We start from the raw sequence: 23,424 nt of genomic DNA, 5'->3' as shown, positions 1-23,424 counted from the left end.
TAGGCGTAGACAGGGCTGAAGCGGGTTGAAGGGAGAAGGCCGTGTTCCAGGTACGGATCCACGGACGAGGCGGCCAAGGGGTCGTGACCGCGGCCGAGTTGCTGTCGATTGCCGCGTTCCTCGAAGGCCGGCAGGCACAGGCCTTTCCCACGTTCGGCTCCGAGCGGACAGGCGCGCCGGTGGTGGCGTTCTGCCGGATCGACGACCAGCCGATCCGCGTCCGGGAACCGATCACGCGCCCGGAGGCTTTGATCATCCAGGACGCGACGCTGCTGCATCAGGCCGACGTCTTCAACGGTTTGGCGGCGGACGGATACATGCTGATCAACTCCACGCGCGGGTTCACCGAGCTGGGGCTGCGCGAGTTCGTGACGAGGTTCCGCCCGGAGCGGCTGGTGACGGTGCCCGCGACCGAACTCGCGCTCAAGCACGTGGGCCGCCCGGTCCCGAACATGGTGCTGCTCGGCGGGTTCTCCGCCATCAGCGGACTCGTGTCGCTGGAGTCGGTGTGCAAGGCCATCGGCGAAAAGTTCTCCGGGCGTCTGGCGGAGGCCAACACGGCCGCCGCCGAGGAGGCGTTCGCGTACGTGCGGGGGCAGCTGAGGGAGGCCGTGGATGCTTAGGCAGATGGAGGGCTCTCAGGCCGTCGCGGAGACGGTGGGGTTCTGCCGTCCCGAGGTGATCTGCGCGTACCCGATCTCCCCGCAGACGCACATCGTCGAGGCGCTCAGCGCCCTGGTGAAGTCGGGGCGGCTGGCGCCGTGCGAGTTCGTCAACGTGGAGTCGGAGTTCGCGGCGATGTCGGTGGCGATCGGCGCTTCCGCGGCCGGCGCCCGCGCCTACACCGCCACCGCCAGCCAGGGCCTGCTGTACATGGTCGAGGCCCTCTACAACGCCTCCGGCCTCGGCCTGCCGATCGTGATGACGGTGGCCAACCGGGCGATCGGGGCACCGATCAACATCTGGAACGACCACAGCGACGCCATGTCCCAGCGCGACTCCGGCTGGATCCAGCTGTACGCCGAGACCAACCAGGAGGCGGCCGACCTGCACATCCAGGCCTTCAAGATCGCCGAGGAGCTGTCGCTGCCGGTAATGGTGTGCATGGACGGCTTCATCCTCACGCACGCCTACGAACGCGTGGACCTGCCCTCGCAGGAGCAGGTCGACGCGTTTCTGCCGCCCTTCGTCCCGCGCCAGGTGCTCGACCCGGCCGAGCCGGTCTCGATCGGCGCCATGGTCGGCCCGGAGGCGTTCACCGAGGTGCGCTATCTCGCGCACGCCCGGCAGATGGCGGCACTCGAGCTCATCCCCCTGATCGCGATCGACTTCGAGAAGGCGTTCGGCCGGGTCTCTGGCGGTCTTATCCGCACCTACCGCACCGAGGACGCGGAGACGATCGTCGTCGCACTCGGCTCGGTCCTGGGAACGATCAAGGATGTGGTGGACGAGCAGCGCGACCGCGGCGTGAAGATCGGCGTGGTCGGCATCACCTCGTTCCGCCCCTTTCCCCTGGACGCCGTACGGCAGGCGCTGGGCCACGCCAAGCGCGTCGTGGTGCTGGAGAAGGCGCTGGCCGTCGGCATCGGCGGAATCGTGTCCGCCAACGTGCGGATGGCCCTGTCGGGCATCCACCTGCACGGCTATACGGTGATCGCGGGACTGGGCGGCCGGCCGATCACCAAGGCGTCCCTGCACCGCCTGGTCGCAGACGCCACGGCCGACCGGCTCCACCCGCTGACCTTCCTCGACCTCAACCAGGACCTGATCGAGCGTGAGCTGCGGCGCGCCCAGCGGACCAGGCGTTCCGGGCCGAGCGCCGAGAACATGCTGCGTGACCTGGCGGCTGGAGGAGTGGTGTGACCATGCCCGCACAGCAGATCAAGTTCTACCAGATCGGCAGCTACGCGGCCGGCAACCGGCTCCTGGACCCCGGACAGCGATCTGTGCAATCCACCGCCGACCGCACCAACTCGCTGACCTTGGGCCACCGGGCCTGCCAGGGCTGCGGCGAGGCGCTCGGCGCACGGTACGCCCTGGACGCGGCCATGCGCGCCACCGATGGCCAGGTAATCGCCGTGAACGCCACCGGATGCCTGGAAGTGTTCTCCACGCCCTACCCGGAGACGTCCTGGCGGATCCCGTGGATCCACTCGCTGTTCGGCAACGCGCCCGCCGTGGCCACCGGAGTGGCGGCGGCGATGAAGGCCAAGGGCCGCACCGACGTCCGGGTGGTCGGCCAGGGCGGCGACGGCGGCACCGTCGACATCGGCTTCGCGTGCCTGTCCGGCATGTTCGAGCGTAACGACGACGTGCTGTACATCTGTTACGACAACGAGGCCTACATGAACACCGGGGTGCAGCGCTCCGGCGCCACCCCGCCGGCCGCGCGCACCATGACCACCCAGGCGGTCGGTCCCGAGCCGGGCAACGTGTTCGGCCAGGGCAAGAACGTGCCGCTGATCGCCATGGCCCACGAGATCTCGTACGTGGCGACCGCGACCGTCGCCGAGCTCCGCGACCTGGAGTGCAAGGTGCGGAAGGCGATGGAGTTCCGTGGCGCCCGCTACATCCACGTCATGGTGCCCTGTCCGCTGGGCTGGGGCAGCGCGTCCTGCGACACCATCCGGGTGGCGCGGCTGGCTAAGGAGTCCGGCCTGTTCCCGGTCTTCGAGGCCGAGCACGGCGAGGTCACCGATGTGGTGAAGATCCGTCACCAGGTGCCGGTGGAGGACTACCTGCGGCTGCAGAGGCGCTATGCCCACCTGTTCGGCGACCCGCCCCGCACCGATGTCATCGCCCGCATCCAGGCGATGGCCGACCGCAACATCCGCCGCTTCGGACTGGTGGACTGAGGATTGGTGGGATTGAAATGGACAAGCCGTTCGCGATCACCTTGGCCGTGGGTTCGAGCAAGGCCAACAAGACCGGTGCCTGGCGCACCGAACGCCCCGTCTACGTCGACCGCCTGCCGCCGTGCGCGCAGGCGTGCCCGGCCGGGGAGAACGTGCAGCGATGGCTGTACCTGGCCGAGGACGGCTCCTACGAGCGCGCCTGGCGCGAGATCATGGCCGACAACCCGTTCCCCGCGATCATGGGGAGGGTCTGCTACCACCCTTGCGAGACCTCCTGCAATCGCGCCCAGCTCGACGAGGCCGTCGGCATCAACTCGGTCGAGCGATTCCTCGGCGACGAGGCGATCCGGCGCGGCTGGACGGTCCCCGTAACCACCGAACCGACCGGCAAGCGGGTCATGGTGGTCGGGGCCGGACCTGCGGGCTTGTCAGCGGCGTACCAGCTGACCTTGCTGGGCCACGCCGTCACCGTCATGGACTCCGGCGCGTACGCAGGGGGCATGATGCGCTTCGGGATCCCCCGCTACCGGCTGCCACGTACCATCCTGTCCGCCGAGATCCAGCGCATCCTCGACATGGGCGTGACCCTCGAGCTCGGCCACACGGTCAAGAACCTGCCGGCCGCCATGCGGCACTTCGACGCCGCGTTCCTGGCGGTCGGGGCGCACATCGGCCGGCGTGCGTACATCCCCGCCGGAGACGCCGCCCGCATCCTGGACGCGGTCTCGGTGCTGCGCGGCATGGAGGGCGGAGTGCCGATGCTCGGCCGCAGGGTCGTGGTGTACGGCGGCGGGAACACCGCCATGGACACCGCCCGCACCGCCCGGAGGCTGGGTGCCACCGAAACGGTCGTGGTCTACCGCCGCACCCGCGACCGCATGCCCGCCCATGACTTCGAGGTCGAGGAGGCCATCGAAGAGGGCGTGACGATGAAGTGGCTGTCCACCATCGCCCACGCCGACGGCGGGAGCATCACCATCGAGAAGATGTGCCTGGACGAAACCGGCTTCCCCCAGCCCACCGGCGAGTTCGAGGAACTGGCCGCCGACACCGTGGTCCTCGCCCTTGGCCAACAGGCCGACCTGACCCTCCTGCGGGGCCTGCCCGGCGTCGAGGTGGAGGACGGCGTGGTGAAGGTCGGCGCCAACCTGATGACGGGCTATCCCGGCGTGTTCGCCGGCGGCGACATGGTCCCCTCGGAACGCACCGTCACCGTCGCCGTCGGCCACGGCAAGAACGCCGCCCGGCACATCGACGCCTGGCTGCGCGGCACGACCTACGGGCCCGCGCCACGGCCCGCACCAGCGGCCTTCGACATCCTGAACCCCTGGTACTACAGCGACGCCCCCGCCACGGTCCGTCCGACTCTGGAACTCGCCCGCCGCACCTCCACCTTCGACGAGGTGCAGGGCGGACTGGACGAGTCCACGGCGCTATTCGAGGCCCGTCGCTGCCTGTCGTGCGGCAACTGCTTCGAATGCGACAACTGCTACGGCGTCTGCCCCGACAACGCCGTCATCAAGCTCGGCCCCGGCGAGCGCTACGCCATCGACTACGACTACTGCAAAGGCTGCGGGCTGTGCGCCGCCGAATGCCCCTGCGGCGCCATCACCATGGAACCTGAACAGACTTGACCGCCAGGGGTCTTGGTCCTGAAGGCAGAGCCCGCGATGTCATCAGCGTGCAGCACTTCCTGCCGTACATGGAGAACAACGCTGCTGCGGGCTTCCGCTGGATGTGGTGAGCGCCGCCTACCGCGTGCTCGCGCACGAAGCCGTCCGGGCGGCATGCGCCAGGCTGAAGGTACCCGCCATACCGAGACGCGGCGGGCAGAAATGATCTCGATCACCGCCGGCGCTATTACCAGCTCGGCCGTTCTCGCAGGAGCGCCTCTGGGCGGGGGCTGGCGGTCAATTCCAGCGCACTGCACCTGGTACGGCCCCGGCCGATGGTGCCTGCGCGCGGAGCCGGGGGATGGGGTCAAGGATGCGGCCGTTTGCCGCTGGGTACCCCCCAGGGTATAGTGAGTGGCATGGAGATGAACGAGTCGATGGTCGGTGACGCGGCGCTCCGGTTGCGCCGGGCCTACGGGCAGTTGGGCGGTGTGATCGCGATGATCGAGGCCGGCGAAGACTGCACCAAGGTGCTCACCCAGTTGGCGGCCGTGTCCAAGGCACTCGATCGGGCCGGCTTCAAGATCGTGGCCAGCGGATTACGCCACTGCCAGGACGCGCAGGCGCGTGGGGAGGAGGCGCCGATGAGCGTGGAGGAGTTGGAGAAGCTGTTTCTGGCGCTCGCCTGAACCACCCGGCCAGGACCGGAGTCCCGCTTCGGCGACTCACGCTCATGTGGTCAGCGCCGATCGGCTCCGCATGCGCCCAGGGCGCGCCGAACATCGCTAGCGCGTCGCACCACCTGCCCTAATCGCCCGAGAGCACGGCGCGCGGACGCGATCGGGATCCGCCCGCACACCCGGGATGACGTGGCTCCCCGCATCCGGCACCGGAACCGCCAGGTGGCGCCGAACTCGGTGCCACCCGGCGCGTAGCCGGCTGAAGTTCCGTGAACATCGCTTCAGACCATGGCACACATTGGCCCGAGACATACCCTACGGGGTAGGGTATATGGCCGAAAGGATCACTAATGGAGATCATCTCTTTTCACACCCCCGGCTTGGGAGATCAGAGCCACCTGCTCACCCACCAGGGCCACGGCGTCCTGGTCGACCCCCAACGTGACATTGACCGCTTCCTGACCAGGGCCGCCGAGCTCGACGTGGAACTGCGGTTCGTGCTGGAGACCCACCTGCACAACGACTACGTCTCCGGCGGCGAGCAGGCCGCGCTGGCCACCGGCGCGCAGCTGGTGCTGCCCGCAGCCGCCGCCGCGGCCTACCCCCATATCCCGGCGTTCCACATGGAGGACATCTCCGGCGAGCGAGGGCTGAGCATCCGCCCGATCCACACCCCCGGCCACACGCCCGAGCACACCAGCTACCTGGTCCTCATCGACGGCGAGCCGGTCGCGGTGTTCTCCGGCGGCAGCCTGCTGGTGTCCTCCGCCGGCCGTCCCGACCTGCTCGGCATGCCGCGGGCCCGCACGCTCGCCAAGCTGCAGTACATCTCGCTGCACCGGCTGGCCGGCCTGCCCGGCGGGGTGGAGCTGTTGCCCACCCACGGCGAGGGATCGTTCTGCACCTCCAGCGGCGTCGGCCGCTACACCTCCACCATCGGCACCGAAACCGCGGAGAACCCGCTGCTGGCCATCGGCGACGCCGAGAAGTTCGCCGACGAGCTGCTCGCCGCGCCGATGCCGATCCCGGCGTTCTACCAGTACATGGGCCCGGCCAACACCCTGGGCGTGCCGCCGATGCCCTCACTGAGGGTGCCCGCCCTGACCGTCCAGGATCTGGCCGACCAGCCCGAGAGCACCCGCGTGGTGGACATCCGCCCGCGCGCCCGGCAGGCCACCGGCCTGCTCCCTGGCTCGATCGGGATCGAGCTGGACATCGACTTCGGCAGCTGGGCCGGCTGGCTGGTGCCCTACCAGAGCCCCCTGGTGCTGGTCGCCGATCCAAGCCAGGACGTCACCGAGGCTCTCACCCAGCTCGCCCAGATCGGCATCGACACCGTGCGCGGTGTCATCACCGACCTCGGACCGGCCGCCGACCAGACCTTCGAGCTGCTGGACCTGGACACCTTCGCCGCCCGCTTGGCCCAGCCCGGCGCCCAGCTGCTGGATGTGCGGATGCCCAGCGAGCACGCCGCCGCCGCGCTGCCCGAAGGAATCCACCGTTTCGTGCCCGACCTGATCACCGAAGGCATCCCCGTCGAGTTGGACGCATCCCGCCCGGTCCTGGTCGCCTGCGGTGCCGGCCGCCGGGCTGCCATCGCCGCGTCCCTTCTGCTGGCCGCCGGCCACCAGCCGGTCGTGCTGAACAGCGCCGGTGTCGCCGACCTGATCGGGCACCAGGCCGCCGCCTGACCCCGGCGGGTATCCGCCGTCCCCTCAACCGCTTTCGACCCATCCACCATGCGCTGAAGAACAGGAACCTTCCTCTCCATGACCGTCAAGACCAACGTCGATGTGCCCAGTGCCCGCGCTTTGATCTCGGCCAACCCCGACGTGCTCGTCGTCGACGTCCGCACTCCCGGCGAGTTCGCCTCCGCCCACATCCCCGGCGCCATCAACCTTCCTCTGGACCAGGTGGACAGGCACCTGCGCCGCATCGTCAGCGACGCTGGCGGGACGATGCTGCTGATCTGCCAGTCCGGTAGCCGCGCCACCCAGGCGCGCACCGCTCTGACCCGCGAGGGCCTGGCGGGCGTGGTGGTGCTGGACGGCGGGATGAACGCCTGGACCGCCGCCGGCGCCCCCACCACCTCCACCGCCGGTGGCCGGGTCCGCTGGGGACTGGAGCGGCAGGTGCGGCTGGTGGCCGGAAGCATCGTGGCCGTCTCGGTCCTGGCCAGCATCTGGTGGGCCCCGGCTCGATTCATCGCCGGGTTCATCGGAGCCGGGCTGACGATCGCCGCCGTGACCAACACCTGCGCGATGGGCATGGCCCTGGCCAAGCTGCCCTACAACCGCGGCCCCCGCTTCGACATCGACGCCGCCATCACCCGGCTGCGCGGCAGTGAGACCGCAGCGTGATCACCACGGCCCTCATCGCGACGGTGCTCGCCGCCGTCGTGGTCGGCGTCACCCTCGGCCTGTTCGGCGGCGGTGGCTCCATCCTCATGGTGCCCATGCTGATGTACATCGCCGGCGTGCCCGGCAAGACCGCCATCGCGATGTCGCTGCTGGTGGTCGCCGCCACCAGCGCCGGCAGCCTCATCTCCCACGCCCGCGCCGGCCGGGTCCGCTGGCGCACCGGACTGCTGTTCGGCGCCGCAGGGATGGCCGGCGCCTACACCGGAGGCCTGATCGGCCCGCTCCTGCCCGAAGCCCTCCTGATCGGCGGATTCGCCGTCATGATGGTGCTCACCGCCACCGCCATGATCAAGGGCCGCCACCGCACAACCGCCACGACGCATGCCGACCTCCCGATCGGCAAAATCCTCATCGAAGGCGTCATCGTCGGCATCGTCACCGGACTCGTCGGGGCCGGCGGCGGCTTCCTGGTCGTGCCCGCCCTGGTACTGCTCGGCGGCATGCCGATGGCCGCCGCCGTCGGCACCTCCCTACTGGTCATCGCGATGAAGTCGCTGGCCGGGCTGTTCGGCTACCTGCACTCCGTCACCATCGACTGGCGTCTGGCGGCGATCGTGACCGTGGCCGCCGTCATCGGCGGCCTGATAGGCGGACGGCTGGCCGGTCACCTCAACCCTGACCGGCTACGCCGGGCCTTCGGCTGGTTCGTCCTAGCCATGGGGGTGTTCGTCCTCGCCCAGCAGATCCCCGCGCTCATGTGAACGGCAGAGCGCCTCCGGCAAGGGAGCAGTGCCCGTCCGGCTGCCGGTCTTGCTCATTTCAGCGCTTGATGGTCGCGCACCAGCCTCCTCCGCCCCACCACCTGCCGAGACAGGTTCTCCTCTCCGCCAGCGTTCCACGAGGACGTCGGAGTAGTTGACGTACGTCCCCGGCCCTTCGATCGCCCGCCGGCGCTCCCCGAGCGCGAGAGCGATGGGTGCCGCCCGCCGGCCCCCCTGCACCGGATGGGCCGGAGTCCTGGCACGACAGGGCTTTCGTCCCTTCCTGCCCCTTCTCGCCAGGCGTTACATATGGGTTGTGGCTAGGACAGTGATAGTCGTGGAGGATGAGAAGGACATCCGGGAACTGCTGCGCCGTTACCTGGAGCGAGCCGGGTACGGAGTGGTGACGACCGGTTCGGGAGCCGAGGCGCTGCGCCTGATAGACGCGGGCGGTATCGATCTGGCCGTGCTCGATCTGGGGCTGCCAGATGTCGACGGTACTGAGGTGCTGCGCGCCGCGCGCGGCGAGGGGCGGGTGCCGGTGGTGGTGCTGACGGCGCGCAGCGCGGTCGAGGATCGGATCTACGGGCTCGAACTCGGCGCCGACGACTACGTGGTCAAGCCGTTCAGCCCGATGGAGGTGACGCTGCGGGTGCAGGCGGTGCTGAACCGAACCTGCGGCGACGCCGGCCCGGCCAAGGCCGCCTCCTACAGCGGCGGCCGGCTGCTCATCGACGAGGCCCGGCATGAGGCCAGCTTGGACGGGGACCGGCTCGATCTCACACTGACCGAATGGGGGCTGCTCACCGCCCTGGCCTCGATTCCCGGTCGGGTCTTCTCCCGCTATGAGCTGATCAACCGGGTCAGGGGATACGAGTTCGCCGGCTACGAGCGCACGATCGATTCGCACGTGAAGAATCTGCGCCACAAGCTCGGCCTGTCCGGGGCCGACATCGTTCAGACCGTCCTCGGCGTGGGCTACCGGCTGGGAGTCGGCCGTGACCGTTGAACGGCCGGCCGGTCTCGGACCGCTGGGCTGGCGGCTGCTGGCGGCGTTCCTGCTGGTCGCCCTCTCGTCGGTGGTCCTGCTTAGCCTCGCGGCGCTGGTCGGCACCGACCGCGGGATCACCGCGGCACGCGAGGCCGACCGGGCGGAGGCCGCGCGCGCGACCGCCGCGGCGGCCGGGGCCGCCTACACTTCGGCGGGCGGTTGGGTCTCAGCCGATCTCGGACCGGCGCGCGCCATCGCGGCGGGCGCCGACGCCCGGCTGTTCGTCCTGGACCGGAACGAGCAGGTGGTCCTCTCCCCCGGAGGCGCCTTCCCGCAGGACGGGATGACAGGGCCCGGCATGCACTCCGGGGTGGGCGCCACGATGGCCGCGGTGATCGTCGATGGCGTCACGGTGGGATGGGCGCAGTTGCGGTTCGGCACACCGACGACCCAGGCGGCGCGCAGCGTGGCCTGGGGGTGGATCGCCGCAGCGGCCCTGGCTGCGCTGGCGGTCGCGTCGGCGGCGAGCCTGCTGGTGACCCGCAGGCTGACCAGGCCGCTCTCCGGTGTGACTCGCGCCGCCCATGCCTTCGCCGCCGGGGACCGCGCCGCCCGCACCGGGGTGACCGGCCCGGGAGAGCTGGGAGAGCTGGGGCGCGCCTTCGACGAGATGGCTGGCCGGGTCGCCCAGGCCGAGCGATCACGAAGACACCTGGCCGCTGACGTCGCCCACGAGCTGCGCACCCCGCTCAGCGCGCTCCAGGCAGGGCTGGAGGAGCTTCGCGACGGGCTTTCCGCGCCCGATCCGGACCGTCTGGCCGCCCTGCACGACCAGACGCTGCGGCTGGGCCGGATCGTCGGCGACCTCGCCGAGCTGTCGGCCGCCGAATCGGCGGCCCTGTCGCTGCATCGGTGCGAGGTGGACCTGGCCGAACTCGCCGCGACGGTGCTCAGGAGCAGGGAGCCGCGGCTTCGGGCGGCCGGCCTCGACATGCGTGCCGACCTGGCCGAAGGCGTCACCGTGCAGGCCGATCCCGACCGACTGCACCAGGCCGTCGGCAACCTGCTGGACAACGCCGCCCGCTACTGCCGCCCCGGCGACACGGTCATGGTCACCGTCGGCGCCGCCGGCGGCCAGGCCACCGTGGAGGTCGCCGACACCGGCCCCGGAGTCCCCGCCGAGGACCTGCCCCACATCTTCGACCGGCTCTGGCGCGGCCCGGCCAGCACCGGCATCGCCGGTTCGGGCATCGGGCTGGCCGTGGTGCGCGAACTGATCACCGCCCACCACGGCACGGTGACGGCCACCCCGAGGGCGGCCGGCGGCCTGGCCTTCGCCATCCACCTGCCATCGAGCACGCCCCCGGCCGGCCGTCGCAACGCGCTATGACCATCTGTAGGTCGTGGTCGAACTCGGTCAGCAGCATCTTGTCCCGGGCGGTGACCACCGGACAGTGCTGCGTGCCGCCGGTGTTTGTCGGCGATGGTCAGCTCGTCGCGCTGGTTGCGGCGGGTCACCTGGTAGGCGCGCCTGGCCTGCGGGAACACCCCCACGTCGACGCACTTGACAGTCGACGCTCTTGACATAGGTGCGGGTGACCGAGAGAGCACCTCGTTCTCGGACTTGCACGCGGTGGTACACGCGTGGCAGCCGATGCATTTGTCTTGATCTATAAGTTTCAGCCACCAGCTCGGCGGCTCGGCGTCGCTGGCACGACCGAGCGAGGAACCGGAGGCGCCCGGCCTCCGGTTCCTCGGGTGCTCAGCTGATCCAGCGTTCGAAGGCGACCTGGTGCATCCGCGACGCGTTCAGCAGCTGGGTGTAGACGCGCTGCACGTCGGGGGCGTCGAGTCCGGTCAGGGCCTTCTTCAGGGCCGCGATGTCGTCCTTCTCCACGGTCTGGCCGACCCGCAACGCCGCCTGCTCGCTCGTCTTGCCCTGAGCGAGCAGCCGGTCATAGGTGGCCTGGACCGGGGCGGTGGCGAACTTGCCCTGCGCCTTGCCCGCCGTGAGGTCGGCGAGCTGGTAGCGCGACAGCAGCGTCCGGACGGCGGCCAGGTGCTGGGTCTCAGCGGTGGCGACGCGGTTGAAGACAGGGCTGTCGTAGCGGCCAGCGAAGGCGGTGTAGAGGTCGTGGGCGAGCTTCTCCTCCTCGGCCATCGACGCGAGGGCGGTCTTCTGGGCGCTGGTCAGCGTCCCGCTAGGCACTGTCGAGATGTCCGACAGGTAGCAGCCGCCGATCCCGCCACCCATCCCGCCGCCCGGGCCCCACTGCCGGCTCTGCGACGTGCCTCCCGAGAAGTATCCGTTGTCGAAGGCCGCGACGGCCGGTCCGGCGATCAACGCGCCACCGGTGACCGCTCCGGCCGCGAGGGCGAGGGCAATCTTCTGCGTGCGCTTCATGACTCCTCCTGGAGTCTCCTTGTTCTTTTGCTGTCCCCTTCACACTCCATCGTCGGCACGCAGGCGCCGTGTGGCGCATGTGGAGATGCCGTGGAGACCTGCTGGCGACCCGGGTCAGGGACGCAGTGCGTCGAGCGCGAGAGTCAGTCTCCGGGTGGCTTCGTCGGCGACGGACTGGAGCGTCGGCTCGCCCGCCACGGAGACCATGACCTGCGCGTCGAGCACCTCGACGATCGTCTCCTCTCCCTCCACGCGTACGACCACGTTGCAGGGGAGCAGCAGGCCGATCCGCCGGTCGGCCTGCAGAGCCCGGTGGGCCAGCGCAGGATTGCAGGCGCCGAGGATGAGATAGTCCTCCATTTCCGCGCCGATCTTCTCCCGCAAGGTGGCCCGCACGTCGATCTCAGTGAGCACGCCGAAACCCTGCTCCTTGAGGGCCGCTCGGACCTGCTTCACGGCGTCGGCGAACGGTGTCGGCAGCTTGACGGTCATGCCGTAGTCCATGGTCTTCTCCCCAGATCTCGTCGTTGTACCTGTGGTGCCTGCGAGGCCGTTGACGCGGTGCTCGTCTGAACCGGTTCGGTTTCCTCTCCGGCCCGCCGTCCCCGCAGGTATTCGGTGTCGCCCAGCACTTCGAGGCGGTAGCCGGACGGCTTCCTGACGCAAGGTGAACTCCCCTCATCGCACGCGTTCATTATACCCCAGGGGGTATAGGCGGCATGTGCGGCTCGGCCGAACCCCCTTCCTCAACTCGGTATGAGGAGCCGGGGCTCGTCGTGGTGCGTGTCCGCCGCCGGAATCAGGAGGTCAGGCAGATGCGAGGCAGGTGGAACCAGCAACCTTTCGAAGTCGTCGGGGAGTCCCGGATGGCGGTCGTCGATCTCGTCGGGCCTGCCGTCCAGAAGAGTGCGGGCCCGGTCGAGGTAGCCGGCCAGGGCCTCCTCGCCGACGCGGGCACAGGTCTGCGGAGGATGCCGGTCACGTTCGAGGCCGCCGAGAAGCTGCCGATGAGCAGCGGGCGGCCGGCGTGCCGGACGAGCTGCGCCTCCAGCTCGGGCAGATCGATGTGGCCGTCGTGGTCCTCGCTGATGACGACGACCTCGGCGATGGACTCGCGCCAGGGCAACTCGTTGGAGTGGTGCTCGTACGGGCCGACGAACACCACCGGCCGCTCCTCCGGCGGAATCCGGTCGAGCAGCCGGTACCGGTCGGCCAGGCCGCGAGGGATCCGCAGCTCCAGGATGCCGATGAGCTTGTTGATCGCGGCGGTGGCGCCGGATCCACAGAAGATGACCAGGTCGTCGGGGCCGCCGCCGACCGCCTGGTGGACGATCGCACGGGCCTGCTCGCGCAACCTGGTCGTCTGCAACCCGGTGCCGGAGCCGGATGCGCTCCACCAGGGGTGAGGTCGGCGCCCGGCGGCCGTCGGCGGCCCGCGCAGGGCCGGCTTCTCGCGTCGCCATGTCGTGGCTTGCTTTCTCGCCGGTGGTCAGGTGTAGATGATCTGGCCGCCGGCGGCCAGGGCGTAGAAGTCGCCGACGGTGATGATGTCCTGGACCTGGGGGACGAGGTCGTCCTTGTCCATGTCGAACAGGTCGACCGAGGCCTTGCAGGCGTACAGGCCGGCGCCGGTGTCGGCGATCATCTCGATGAACTCGGGGATGGAGGGGATGTCGAGCTTGTCCATCTTGCGTTCGAGGTAACGGGTCATCAGGCTCGGCATTCCGGGCAGTCCGCCGAGGAGCGTGGCCAGGTGCAGTCCGGGGTTGCCGACGGTGGCGACCTTGATGTGCTCGTGGTACTTCTTGGCGACGGCGTCCAGGCCGAAGAAAGTGAAGAACAGGTTGGCCTCGATGCCTTCGGCCCGGGCGCCGTTGGCCATGATCAGAGCCGGGTAGATGCCTTCCAGAGATCCTTTGGAAACGATGATCGAGACCTTTTCGATGCTCTCGCCCATGACGAGACCCTCCTTGGTGAATGGCGCCGGGGCGGTGCGAGGTCGCTCAGATGCAGCCGTGCGGCTTGGGGATGCCCGCGATCTTGGCGGCGATCTTCGCCGGGCCTTTGGGGAACAGCTGGTACAGCTCCTTGACCGACACCCCGGACGTCTTGCCCAGGGCCCGCACGGTGGGGCCGGTGCCCTTGGCCGCGAACTCGGCCCGGACGAAGTGGATGACCTGCCAGTGCCGCGGTGTGAGCTCGTCGATCCCCTGAGCCTCGGCGATCTCGGTCGCCATGTCCTCGGTCCACTGGGCGGGGTCCTGGAAGAACCCCTCGTCGTTGAGGGCGACGGGCGTCCCGGCGTAGGTTGTGGTGGTCATGGTCGGCACCTTCCTTGGTGTGCGGGGCTGGTCACGCGGACCGGCGGTTCTTACCGTGCTCGGGCATCGCCGAGCCGATACCGGGGATGTCGCGGCCGGGGAGCAGGCCGTGCCAGTAGAACCACTGGAACATGAGCTTGCCGAGGTGGTTCAGGCGTGACTGCTTGAGCAGCGGCAGCCCCACCGCCGCCGGGTAGTGGCCGGGCAGCGGCTCGGTGTCGTAGTTGAAGTCGATCAGCAGTGCCTTGCCGAAACCGGTCTCGATGAAGCAGTTGGTGTGCCCGTCGAAGGACGCCTCCAGCGGCCGGCCGTCCAGAAGGCGGCGGATGTTCTCCACCAGCACCTCGCCCTCGAAGTGCGTGACCGAACCGGCCTTGGAGGTGGGCACGCCAGCCGCGTCGCCGATGGCGAACACGTTCCGCTTGGCCTTGGACTGCAGGGTGTGCTCGTCCACGGGCACGAACCCCAGCTCGTCGCCCAGGCCCGCGGAGCGGCCAACGTAAGCGGCGCCGGCGTGCGGCGGGATGACCACCGCCAGGTCGAAGGGGACCTCGCGTTCGTCGTAGGAGATCAGGCGGTCCGCCGCGACGGTGCCAGTGTTGAATTCGGTCACCAGCTCGATGCCCTTGCTCTGCAGCAGGCCGCCGAGCGTCTTGGCCGCCACCGGCTTGGTGAAGGCCGCGTCCAGCGGGGTCACGTAGGTCAGCTCGACCCGGTCGCGGATCCCCCGCTGCCGGAAGTACCAGTCGGCCAGGAAGCAGAACTCCAGCGGGGCGACCGGGCACTTGATCGGCATGTCGACCACGTTGACCACAAGGCGCCCCCCGTCGAAGCGCTCCAGCGCGTTCCGCAGGCCGGCCGCACCCTCACGGTCGTAGAAGGTGAAGACCTTGTCCATCCATCCCGGATCGGTCAGCCCTTCGGTCTCGTCCAGAGCCAGTACCGAGCCGGTGGCGACGACCAGGACGTCGTAGCCGAGCGCCGCCCCGTCCGCCAGGCGCACCACGTCGGCGGCGAGATCGACGCGATCGACGGCCGCGCGGTGGAACGTGATCCCGTCGTCAAGCTGGCGGTGCCGGGGACGGACGATCTCATCCGGATCGGCGAGCCCGAACGGCACGAACAGCAGGCCCGGCTGGTATACATGGTCGTCGTCCTGGTCGACGACGACGATCTCCGCCTCCTGCTCGCTGTACAGGCGTCGCAGGCGGTTGGCCGTCAATGTTCCGCCGGTGCCCGCGCCCAAAATCACAATCCGCTTCCGCATGACTCCACAGTGACCCGTTACGCTCACGGCCCTTAGTGGCTTTGGACCCTACTTACCGGCACCAAAGCCCACGATCGCGATGGTGGAAGTGGGACTCGCAAGCAATAGGCACTTTCAGTGGCCCGGGTTCGTGGGTGAGGCCGCCTGGAGAGCGTTTCTTTAGGCGGTGCTGTTCGGCCTGGTCAGCGGGGGGCGGGCTGGAGGTCGATGACCTGCTTGGGGCAGGGATGCCGAGCTTGGCGAGCGGGTCGCGTTGTGGCTTGGTGAGGTTGGTGGTCTGCCGGTACAGGCCTGCAAGGCCGGTGAAGGTGCCTGCGTGGAGCCGGTCGAGTTCACGGCGAGCCGTCTGCCAGATGCTGCCGGTGCTGTCTCGACGAGACTGATCAGGAGCAGGGCGGGCCAGCAGAGGATGACGTGGGCGTGGATGCGTTCTTTGAGCCGGTGATAGACCGGCCGCAGGTCGATGATCTGTTTCATGTCCTGCCAGCCTCGTTCGACCTCCAGGAGCTGCCTGTAGCCCAGGGCAATGTCCTCGGCGGGCAGGTGGGGGCGCTGCAGCGAAGCAGCTACTCGCCGTCGATGTTCTCCTCGGCTTTGATTTCACGGTATCGAGGCGGAGCTTCCCGGCAGGTGTCGCTGTGGCGGTTCAGGCCGGGCCTGCCCGCGATCTTCCCGTGCGGCTCACCCCGCTTGAAGTCCGACAACGGGTCGGTGCCGTCGATCAGCTGCTGCAGTTGGGCGACGAGCTGCTCGCGTATGTGCTTGTCCCGCTCTGCGGCTTGGGGGTTGCGGCAGATCACGAACCGTTCGGGTCTCGCTGATTCGCACCTCTTTGCCCGCATGTTGTCGGAGATCTCGGTGTAGCGGCCCTGGCGGGACTGGGCTGATTCTGTGGGGCTCAGGAATAGGATGTGATGTCTAACCTGCCGGTTCTCGGTGGTGTCAGCTGGCGATCTGGTGCTCGTTGATAAGTCCGCCGAGGATCGCTCTGCGATGGACTCGGTGGTTGGCCAGGTCGATTGGGGTTGGCGGTCCGGTTTCGGCTTGCGATGGGGATAACTGTCCGATGCCGCGGTGAGGTCGGGCCGTGTTGTAGTGCTGCAGTTAGCGGGTGAGTGTCCGGTGTAGATGGTGCTCGTTGAGGATGAGCATGCGGTCGAGGACTTCGCGGCGTAGGGTGCCGATGATCCTTTCGCAGTGTGCGTTCGCTTTCGGGGCTTGCGGTGGGCTCTTGAGGACTCGAAGGCCGGCGTCGGCGAACACCGCGTCGAAGGCACCGGTGAACTGGCCGGCACGATCGCGAATCAAGAACTTCACGTCCGTCGCGTTGGTGGCGGAGTTCATAAGGAAGTTGCGGGTGGCTTGGGTAGCCCATTGGCCCGTGGGGTTGGCGGTGACGCCGAGCAGATGGGTACGGCGGCTGCCGTGTTCGAGCATGACCAGGGCGTGGAGGCGTTTGAGGTTGACGGTGTCCACGTGCAGGAAGTCGACGGCGACGATGTGCTCGGCCTGGGCGGTCAGGAACTGCTTCCACGTTGGGCCGCCGCGGCGCGGGGCGGGGTCGATTCCGGCCCGGTTCAGGATGTTCCAGACGGTCGAGGCGGCGATCGCGTGTCCCAGGCGGGTCAGTTCACCGTGAATGCGCCGGTGGCCCCATCTCGGGTTCTCCGCGGCCATGCGCAGGATGAGGACCTTGACCGCAGCCGCGGTGGGCGGGCGTCCGGGACGGCGATGCTTGCTGTAGTCCCACTTCTTCGCCACGAACTTGCGGTGCCAGGCCAGAAGGGTGGTCGGCGTGATCGGGAAGATCTTCTCCCATAGGCGGCGGGGTATCAGCTGCGAGAGCGCCGCCAACCACAAGCGGTCGGCTGGTTCGTACCGCACTCGCGGGACCTGACGGCGTAGGACCGCGTTTTGATGCCGAAGCATCAGCAGTTCCGCCTCCTTGGAGATATCGCTCCGTAACAGCAGTGCGGGCAAGACAGCAGGCGCCAGGTGACGGCGTACACCGTGGATAAGATCACGAAACATGATCCCAGGGGCCCGGACCAGCCGCTCGGCACCCCTCAACTCTTCCGTCCCACCAGACGAAGGGCTCTGCGCTGGAAGTGATTCGAGTTCTTGAGCCCCATAGGTCGCGCGCCCGCTGCTACCGGGACAGATCTAGAAGAGCGAGCCGAGGCGGAGGAACCGCGACATTCCAGCCCGGGTGGTCTGGATCATCAGATGGTTCATCTGCATCGGTCCTGGGTGGTGGAGCACCCCTGCTCCCGGTTGCTCCCCGACCACTACCCGGTGACCACTACCGAGTCGGGTAGCGGTCTCGATCATGGTGGAGCAGTGTGCTCCCGATTTGCTCCCGATTCCATGATCAACAATCTTGGAAACGGCAAACCCCAGGCCGTTGGCCTGGGGTTTCTTGGGTGGACGATACTGGGATTGAACCAGTGACCTCTTCCGTGTCAGGGAAGCGCTCTCCCGCTGAGCTAATCGTCCGGGGACTGCGAGCGGAAGACGGGATTCGAACCCGCGACCCTCACCTTGGCAAGGTGATGCTCTACCACTGAGCCACTTCCGCGTGATCTTGCCGGGCGGGGCCCGGCTCACGGAGAGAACACTAGCGAATCCTGGCTGACTCCCCAAATCAATTGTCGTGTAAGGAGCTACCATGCTTGACGATGGTTACCTCCGGAGGGTGATTATGGACGTTGAGGTTGGGCCTGGGCCGTTGGGCTTTGCGGATGTCGTGCGGGTGGCCAGGTACGGGGCCGGGGTGCGGCTGAGTGAGGTGGCCGTCGCGGAGATGTTCGCCTCGCGGGGGAGGATCGAGGAGCTCGCTGAGGGAGATACTCCGGCCTATGGGGTTTCGACCGGGTTCGGGGCGCTGGCGACCAGGCATATCGATCCGGGGCTGCGGGCGCAGTTGCAGCGGAGCCTGGTGCGGTCGCATGCGGCGGGGTCGGGGGCCGAGGTCGAGGACGAGGTCACGCGGGCGCTGATGTTGTTGCGGCTCAGGACGCTGGCGTCGGGGCATACGGGGATCCGGCCGAAGACGGCGCGGGTGCTGGAGAGCCTGCTCAACGCGGGGATCACGCCGGTTGTGCATGAGTACGGCAGTCTGGGCTGTTCCGGGGACCTCGCTCCGCTTTCCCACGTGGCGTTGACGATCATGGGGGAGGGGGTCGTCCGGGATGCGGATGGTGTGCTCATGGACGCGCCCGAGGCGCTCAAGCGGGCCGGGATCGAGCCGGTCGAGCTGGCGGCCAAGGAAGGGCTCGCGCTGATCAACGGGACCGACGGGATGCTGGGGATGCTGGTCCTCGCCATCGAGGACCTGACCCGGTTGCTGAAGGTCGCGGACATCAGCGCGGCGATGAGCGTGGAAGGGCTGCTGGGGACCGATCGGGTGTTCTCGGCTGATCTGCAGGCGTTGCGCCCGCATCCGGGGCAGGCGGCGAGCGCGGGCAATCTGCGGCGGTTGCTGAGCGGTTCGGGAATCATGGAGTCGCATCGGGACGGGACCTGCACGCGGGTGCAGGACGCCTACTCGTTGCGGTGCGCGCCCCAGGTGGCGGGGGCCGCGCGGGACACGGTCGCGCACGCGGCGGCGGTGGCGGAGCGGGAGCTGGCCAGCGCGATCGACAATCCGGTCGTGCTCGCGGACGGGCGGGTGGAGTCCAACGGGAACTTCCATGGTGCGCCGGTGGGATATGTCCTCGATTTCCTGGCCATCGCGGTGGCGGATGTGGCTTCCATGTCCGAAAGGCGTACCGACCGGATGCTCGATGTGGCGCGGAACCATGGGCTTCCGGCGTTTCTGGCGGACGACCCGGGAGTGGACTCGGGGCACATGATCGCCCAATACACCCAGGCGGCGATCGTTTCCGAGCTCAAGCGGCTGGCCGTTCCGGCGAGTGTGGACTCGATTCCGAGTTCGGCCATGCAGGAAGATCATGTGTCGATGGGGTGGTCGGCGGGGCGGAAGCTGCGGCGGGCGATCGACGGGCTCACCCGGGTGCTCGCCGTCGAGGTGCTGACCGCGGCGCGGGCGATCGAGTTGCGGCAGCCGTACCGGCCGGCGGCGGGGACGGGCGCGGTCGTGGCGCTGCTGCGCGAGTCCGTCTCGGGGCCGGGGCCGGACCGGTTCCTCGCGCCCGAGATCGAGGCGATGGTACGGCTAGTCGCGGACGGATCCCTCGTCGCGGCAGTCGAGGCCGCAACCGGCCAGTTGTCCTGAAATTTCGGGACGCTGAGCCGAATGCCGCCAGGGGCGGAGGGCTGGGAGAATGGGGGGATGCACGACGCATTCGCCCATATCGGCGGCCGGCTGGCCGTCGGCCTGCGGGATGTGACCACCGACCTCGCGGCGTTGGACTCCGAGGGCTGGTGGGCGGTCGTCGTGGATTTCGAGGGCAAGGTCACCTGCGCCCGCTTCGACCAGGTACGGCCTTCCCCGCTCCCCACGCCCACCCGCCCCTGGCGAGGACCTGCCCAGGATTCCTGGCGTTCCTCCCTCGACCAGAAGGGCTACGAGCACGCCGCCCAGGAGATTCGCGACGAGATCGAACGAGGTGAGGTCTACCAGGCCAACCTCTGCCGAATCATGTCCGCCCCCCTCGAAGGCCCGCAGGACCCCCTTGCCCTCGCCGTCCGCCTGGCCGAGGGCAACCCCGCCCCGTACGAGGCCGTGATCAGCGTCCCCGGCCTGGCCGTGATCTCCGCCTCCCCGGAGCTCTATCTCGGTAAAAATGGCGACATAGTTGAGTCACGCCCGATCAAAGGCACCGGCGTGACCCCGGACGACCTTCTCGAAAAGGACTACGCCGAGAATGTGATGATCGTCGACCTGGTGCGCAACGATCTCGGCCGGGTCGCCGAGGTCGGAACCGTCAGCGTTCCCGCGCTGTGCGAAGTCGAGGAACATCCCGGTCTCGTGCATCTTGTCTCGACCGTCCGGGCGCGTACCACCGCGGGCTGGCCGCAGCTGTTCGGCGCGACCTTTCCGCCCGGTTCCGTCACCGGGGCCCCCAAGTCTTCGGCGCTTCGCATCATCAATCGGCTCGAACCAGAGCCGCGCGGGCCCTACTGTGGGGCGGTGGGCTGGGTGGATGCCGATCGGCGCGAAGCGGCGCTGGCCGTTGGCATCCGCACCTTCTGGATCTCCGGCGAAGAGATCCATTTCGGCACCGGAGCGGGCATAACCTGGGGCTCCGATCCCCGGCTTGAGTGGCGGGAAACCGAACTGAAGGCCGAACGGCTCATCGGTCTGGCGTCCTTTGGAGGTTAGGTAATGAGTGTCCCCATCTGGGTCAACGGCGACCTGCTGGCACCGGAGCAGGCGGTCGTGTCCGTCTTCGACCACGGCCTGATGGTCGGCGACGGCGTCTTCGAGACGATCAAATGCATGGACGGGAAATCGTTCGCGCTCACCCGCCACCTCGACCGGCTGGCGCTCTCCGCGAAGCGGGTCGATCTCCCCGAACCCGACCTGGCCGCCATCGCCGACGGGGTCCGGCGCTGCCTGGAAGCCGCCCCGGCCTGGGCGCTCGGCCGCATCCGCGTCACCTACACCAGCGGCCCGGGCCCGCTCGGTTCCGACCGGGGCGCCGAGGGCACCAACACGATCATCATCGTGGGCGAGCAGAAGCCGTTCCCCGCAGCGGCCGAGGTCGTCGTCGTGCCCTGGTCGCGCAACGAGCGCGGCGCCCTCGCCGGCGTGAAGTCCACCTCGTACGGCGACAACGCCAAAGCCCTCGCCTACGCCAAGGAACGCGGCGGCGGCGAGGCCATCTTCGAGAATCTGGCCGGCAACCTGTGCGAGGGCACCGGCAGCAACGTGTTCCTGGTGACCAAGGGGCGGCTGATCACGCCGACCCTCGCGTCCGGCTGCCTGGCCGGGGTGACCAGGGCGCTGACCCTCGAATGGTGCGACGGCGCCGAGCAGGACGTTCCGCTTTCCGCGCTTTACGACGCGGAAGAGGCCTTCCTCACCTCGACCACCCGCGACATCCAGCCCATCGGCTGGGTCGACGGCAAGCCCCTGCCGCAGGCGCCGGGCCCGGTGACGCTGGCCGCCATGCGGACCTTCGCCGCGCGCTCGGCGGACGATCTCGATCCGTGAGAGCGGCCGTCGCCCTCGCCGCCGTGCTCGTGGCCGCCTGCTCGGCGGCCACGCCGGAAACGCCGCTGGTCGCCGGGTCCGGCGCGCCGGTGGTCGTGCCGGGCGGGCCCGGCGGCGTGGGCCGTACGGCGACGCCGGGGGAGCGGATCGGGACGGGGGAGTCCCGCTCGACCGGCGCGGATGTCCGGTTCGCGGAGATGATGATCCCGCATCACCGGCAGGCCCTGGAGATGGCCGGGCTCGTCCCGGACCGTACCACGAATGCCCAGGTCACGGCCTTGGCACGCCGCATCGAGGTGGCGCAGCGCCCCGAGATCGCGGTCATGACCTCCTGGCTGGCCGCTCTCGGCCGCGCGCCCGCCCACGATCACCCGGATGGGTACGGCATGGCCAGCCTGCCCGAAATGAACAACCTCCGCACGGCCAGGAACGCGGCCTTCGACCGGCTTTTCCTCACCCTGATGATCAGGCACCACGAAGGCGCGCTGACGATGGCGGCCGAGGAGCTCCGCGACGGCCGCGACCGCATGATGCGCACCCTGGCCACCGACGTGGCGCGCGGTCAGCGGATCGAGATCGCCCGCATGCGGGAGATGCTCTAGTACGACCGCTGGGTCTGCACGTTCAGCTCGGTCATTTTCACGGCTTTGGCGGGATCGGTCAGCGGATCGGTGATTTCCAGGACGTCCAAGCCCTTGGTGATGTCACTGGAGTAGATGTAACCGTTGTAGTAGTACGCCGACCATGACCCGCCGAGCTGCTTGCCCGGCGGCAGCGGGCCGCGCTCGAAGAACCCGATCTCGCGAGGATTGTCGGAATCGGTGAAGTCCCAGACCGAGACGCCGCCCTGGTACCAGCCCTGGACCATGACGTCCTTGCCTGGCACCGGGATCAGCGAACCGTTGTGCGCGACGCAGTTCTCCTCCGGACTCTGCGCCCGCGGAATCTTGAAATATCCCCGTTTCTGGAGCTTCGGACCGGCGACGAGGTCGTAGATGGCGTTCGCGCCCTGGGTCTCGTCCACGTTCGCGTCGCAGGTCGGAGCCATGCCGCCGCCCAGCTCGTCCCCGAAGACGACCTTGGTGCCCGCGTTGTTGAACGTCGCGGAATGCCAGATCGCGAAATTCTCGTCCTGGACGACCTGCAGCGTCTTCGGCCGCAAAGGATCGGTGATGTCCAGCAGGAAACCGTCCCCGAAGCACGCGGCCGCCGCCAGTTTCCGCTCCGGATAGACGGTGATGTCATGACATCCGGCCGGATTGAACTCGGACTCCCCGTCCCCGCCCGGCCGATCCTGGAAGACGTCGGGTTTCGCGGCCACCCGGGCGGCCTTGGGGTTCTGCACCGGTACGTCGACGATCGTCAGGTTCTGATGCGGTGGCGGGCAGTTCCGCTCGTCCGGTACGGAAGCCGGCGACGACACGTACACATATATCGACGTCTCACCGGGAACGAGCGCGTGCGTGTGGGATCCGCAGTCGGTCCGCACCGAGGTCACGTACTCCGGCTTGGCCTTGTCGGAAATGTCGAACACGCGGATGCCCTCCCAGGCCGTCGGCGCGCCCGGATCCGACGCCTGACCCTGGCAGGTGTCATCGCTCCTGGGCGAATCCACCGACAGAAAGAGCAAATTCCCAGATACCGAAATATCGTTCTGCCCACCCAGGCACACGGTCCGCGACACCACCGCGGGTTCCGCCGGATCCGCTATATCAACAACCGTAAAACCCTCATAATTGCCGACATATGCGTACGTGCCTTGGAACGCGAGATCCGTCCCCCAGGCCTGCGGTCCGTCGAACGGCGCTTCCAGCGGCACGTTGGCGACCAGCCTGACGTTGTCACTGTGCTTGATCTCGTCGACGCCGGGCATGCCCCCCGTCTCCGGGGGGATCGTGGTGGCGACCGGGGGCCGGGTTTGCGGCGGTTCCTCCACCGTCGGCGACGCGCACGCCCCCAGCAGCAAGACCCCCGCGAGCAGCGACGCTCCCGTCCCACGCCCCATCTCGGCGCCCCCTATCTCCAGACAGGACGCTATGTCAGGAAAGCAT

General features: G+C 68.7%; 23 protein-coding genes and 2 tRNA genes. 14 read left to right on the top strand and 11 right to left on the bottom strand.

The genetic code is table 11. The annotated features are described in order from the left end of the window. Positions 1-41: 41 nt before the first annotated feature. The 10 genes from ABGB08_RS32425 to ABGB08_RS32380 all read left to right on the top strand — a co-directional run bounded on the left by ABGB08_RS32425 (position 42) and on the right by ABGB08_RS32380 (position 10,650). Positions 42-623 carry a 2-oxoacid:acceptor oxidoreductase family protein gene (locus ABGB08_RS32425; protein ID WP_347597979.1) on the top strand — a complete coding sequence of 194 codons (582 nt, stop codon included), beginning with the start codon at positions 42-44 and terminating at the stop codon, positions 621-623. A 4-nt stretch (positions 624-627) separates the two neighbouring features. Next, positions 628-1,863: a transketolase C-terminal domain-containing protein gene (locus ABGB08_RS32420; protein WP_347597976.1), complete on the top strand. Its 1,236-nt coding sequence runs from the start codon at positions 628-630 to the stop codon at positions 1,861-1,863. Between the two features lie 2 nt (positions 1,864-1,865). Beyond that, a complete protein-coding gene (locus tag ABGB08_RS32415; protein ID WP_347598095.1) occupies positions 1,866-2,855 on the top strand; it encodes a thiamine pyrophosphate-dependent enzyme in 990 nt (329 codons plus the stop codon). Positions 2,856-2,872: 17 nt separating this feature from the next. Next, a complete protein-coding gene (locus tag ABGB08_RS32410; RefSeq protein ID WP_347597973.1) occupies positions 2,873-4,489 on the top strand; it encodes an NAD(P)-binding protein in 1,617 nt (538 codons plus the stop codon). 398 nt (positions 4,490-4,887) lie between these two features. Beyond that, entirely contained in the window at positions 4,888-5,157 is a 270-nt protein-coding gene (locus ABGB08_RS32405; RefSeq protein WP_347597970.1) for a metal-sensitive transcriptional regulator, read from the top strand. A gap of 341 nt (positions 5,158-5,498) precedes the next feature. Further along, positions 5,499-6,839 carry a rhodanese-like domain-containing protein gene (locus tag ABGB08_RS32400; RefSeq protein ID WP_347597967.1) on the top strand — a complete coding sequence of 447 codons (1,341 nt, stop codon included), beginning with the start codon at positions 5,499-5,501 and terminating at the stop codon, positions 6,837-6,839. Between the two features lie 78 nt (positions 6,840-6,917). Continuing rightward, positions 6,918-7,508, top strand: a complete 591-nt coding sequence (locus ABGB08_RS32395) for a rhodanese-like domain-containing protein (protein WP_347597964.1) — start codon at positions 6,918-6,920, stop codon at positions 7,506-7,508. After that, a complete protein-coding gene (locus tag ABGB08_RS32390) occupies positions 7,505-8,269 on the top strand; it encodes a sulfite exporter TauE/SafE family protein (protein ID WP_347597961.1) in 765 nt (254 codons plus the stop codon). The genes ABGB08_RS32395 and ABGB08_RS32390 overlap by 4 nt, the downstream gene beginning before the upstream one ends. A 337-nt stretch (positions 8,270-8,606) precedes the next feature. After that, positions 8,607-9,278 (top strand): response regulator transcription factor, encoded by a 672-nt coding sequence (locus ABGB08_RS32385; RefSeq protein WP_347597958.1) that lies wholly within the window; start codon positions 8,607-8,609, stop codon positions 9,276-9,278. Beyond that, positions 9,268-10,650 (top strand): HAMP domain-containing sensor histidine kinase, encoded by a 1,383-nt coding sequence (locus tag ABGB08_RS32380; RefSeq protein WP_347597955.1) that lies wholly within the window; start codon positions 9,268-9,270, stop codon positions 10,648-10,650. The genes ABGB08_RS32385 and ABGB08_RS32380 overlap by 11 nt, the downstream gene beginning before the upstream one ends. 372 nt (positions 10,651-11,022) lie before the next feature. Here ABGB08_RS32380 and ABGB08_RS32375 read toward each other — a convergent pair whose 3' ends face one another. The 10 genes from ABGB08_RS32375 to ABGB08_RS32330 form a co-directional block, all read right to left on the bottom strand. Further along, the gene (locus tag ABGB08_RS32375) at positions 11,023-11,664 is read right to left on the bottom strand and encodes a DUF2202 domain-containing protein (protein ID WP_347597952.1); all 642 of its coding nucleotides are present in this window, start codon (positions 11,662-11,664) and stop codon (positions 11,023-11,025) included. 114 nt (positions 11,665-11,778) lie between these two features. Beyond that, on the bottom strand, positions 11,779-12,168 hold the full coding sequence (locus ABGB08_RS32370) for a DUF302 domain-containing protein (RefSeq protein ID WP_347597949.1): 390 nt from the start codon (positions 12,166-12,168) through the stop codon (positions 11,779-11,781). 295 nt (positions 12,169-12,463) lie between these two features. After that, on the bottom strand, positions 12,464-13,033 hold the full coding sequence (locus ABGB08_RS32365; RefSeq protein WP_347597946.1) for an aminotransferase class V-fold PLP-dependent enzyme: 570 nt from the start codon (positions 13,031-13,033) through the stop codon (positions 12,464-12,466). 120 nt (positions 13,034-13,153) lie between these two features. Next, the gene (locus tag ABGB08_RS32360; RefSeq protein WP_347597943.1) at positions 13,154-13,621 is read right to left on the bottom strand and encodes a DsrE/DsrF/DrsH-like family protein; all 468 of its coding nucleotides are present in this window, start codon (positions 13,619-13,621) and stop codon (positions 13,154-13,156) included. Positions 13,622-13,667: 46 nt separating this feature from the next. Continuing rightward, entirely contained in the window at positions 13,668-13,985 is a 318-nt protein-coding gene (locus tag ABGB08_RS32355) for a TusE/DsrC/DsvC family sulfur relay protein (protein ID WP_347597940.1), read from the bottom strand. A gap of 31 nt (positions 13,986-14,016) precedes the next feature. Beyond that, positions 14,017-15,252 carry an FAD/NAD(P)-binding oxidoreductase gene (locus tag ABGB08_RS32350; RefSeq protein WP_347597937.1) on the bottom strand — a complete coding sequence of 412 codons (1,236 nt, stop codon included), beginning with the start codon at positions 15,250-15,252 and terminating at the stop codon, positions 14,017-14,019. Between the two features lie 566 nt (positions 15,253-15,818). Then, positions 15,819-16,094, bottom strand: coding sequence for a hypothetical protein (locus tag ABGB08_RS32345; RefSeq protein WP_347597934.1), 276 nt, complete (start codon positions 16,092-16,094; stop codon positions 15,819-15,821). 262 nt (positions 16,095-16,356) lie between these two features. Next, positions 16,357-17,136, bottom strand: coding sequence for a hypothetical protein (locus tag ABGB08_RS32340; RefSeq protein ID WP_347597931.1), 780 nt, complete (start codon positions 17,134-17,136; stop codon positions 16,357-16,359). A 540-nt stretch (positions 17,137-17,676) separates the two neighbouring features. Next, positions 17,677-17,748 (bottom strand) — tRNA-Val (locus tag ABGB08_RS32335). Between the two features lie 10 nt (positions 17,749-17,758). Continuing rightward, positions 17,759-17,830, bottom strand: a tRNA-Gly gene (locus tag ABGB08_RS32330). A gap of 123 nt (positions 17,831-17,953) precedes the next feature. On the opposite strand from ABGB08_RS32330, the gene hutH reads away from it, so the two are divergent. Genes hutH through ABGB08_RS32310 form a run of 4 tightly spaced genes read left to right on the top strand, consistent with a single transcriptional unit; the run spans position 17,954 to position 21,975 of the window. Next, entirely contained in the window at positions 17,954-19,489 is a 1,536-nt protein-coding gene (gene hutH, locus ABGB08_RS32325) for a histidine ammonia-lyase (protein WP_347597928.1), read from the top strand. A gap of 57 nt (positions 19,490-19,546) precedes the next feature. Next, on the top strand, positions 19,547-20,539 hold the full coding sequence (locus tag ABGB08_RS32320) for a chorismate-binding protein (protein ID WP_347597925.1): 993 nt from the start codon (positions 19,547-19,549) through the stop codon (positions 20,537-20,539). Between the two features lie 3 nt (positions 20,540-20,542). Next, positions 20,543-21,373, top strand: a complete 831-nt coding sequence (locus tag ABGB08_RS32315) for an aminotransferase class IV (RefSeq protein ID WP_347597922.1) — start codon at positions 20,543-20,545, stop codon at positions 21,371-21,373. After that, the gene (locus ABGB08_RS32310) at positions 21,370-21,975 is read left to right on the top strand and encodes a DUF305 domain-containing protein (RefSeq protein ID WP_347597919.1); all 606 of its coding nucleotides are present in this window, start codon (positions 21,370-21,372) and stop codon (positions 21,973-21,975) included. The genes ABGB08_RS32315 and ABGB08_RS32310 overlap by 4 nt, the downstream gene beginning before the upstream one ends. Here ABGB08_RS32310 and ABGB08_RS32305 read toward each other — a convergent pair. Continuing rightward, positions 21,972-23,378, bottom strand: coding sequence for a hypothetical protein (locus ABGB08_RS32305; RefSeq protein ID WP_347597916.1), 1,407 nt, complete (start codon positions 23,376-23,378; stop codon positions 21,972-21,974). The genes ABGB08_RS32310 and ABGB08_RS32305 overlap by 4 nt on opposite strands. Between the last annotated feature and the right edge of the window lie 46 nt (positions 23,379-23,424).

It is taken from the genome of Acrocarpospora sp. B8E8 (genome assembly GCF_039871605.1).
Classification (GTDB): Bacteria; Actinomycetota; Actinomycetes; order Streptosporangiales; family Streptosporangiaceae; genus Acrocarpospora; species Acrocarpospora macrocephala.
The sequence above is the reverse complement of the archived record's forward strand: the minus strand, read 5'-3'. Positions and strand labels throughout refer to the sequence as shown.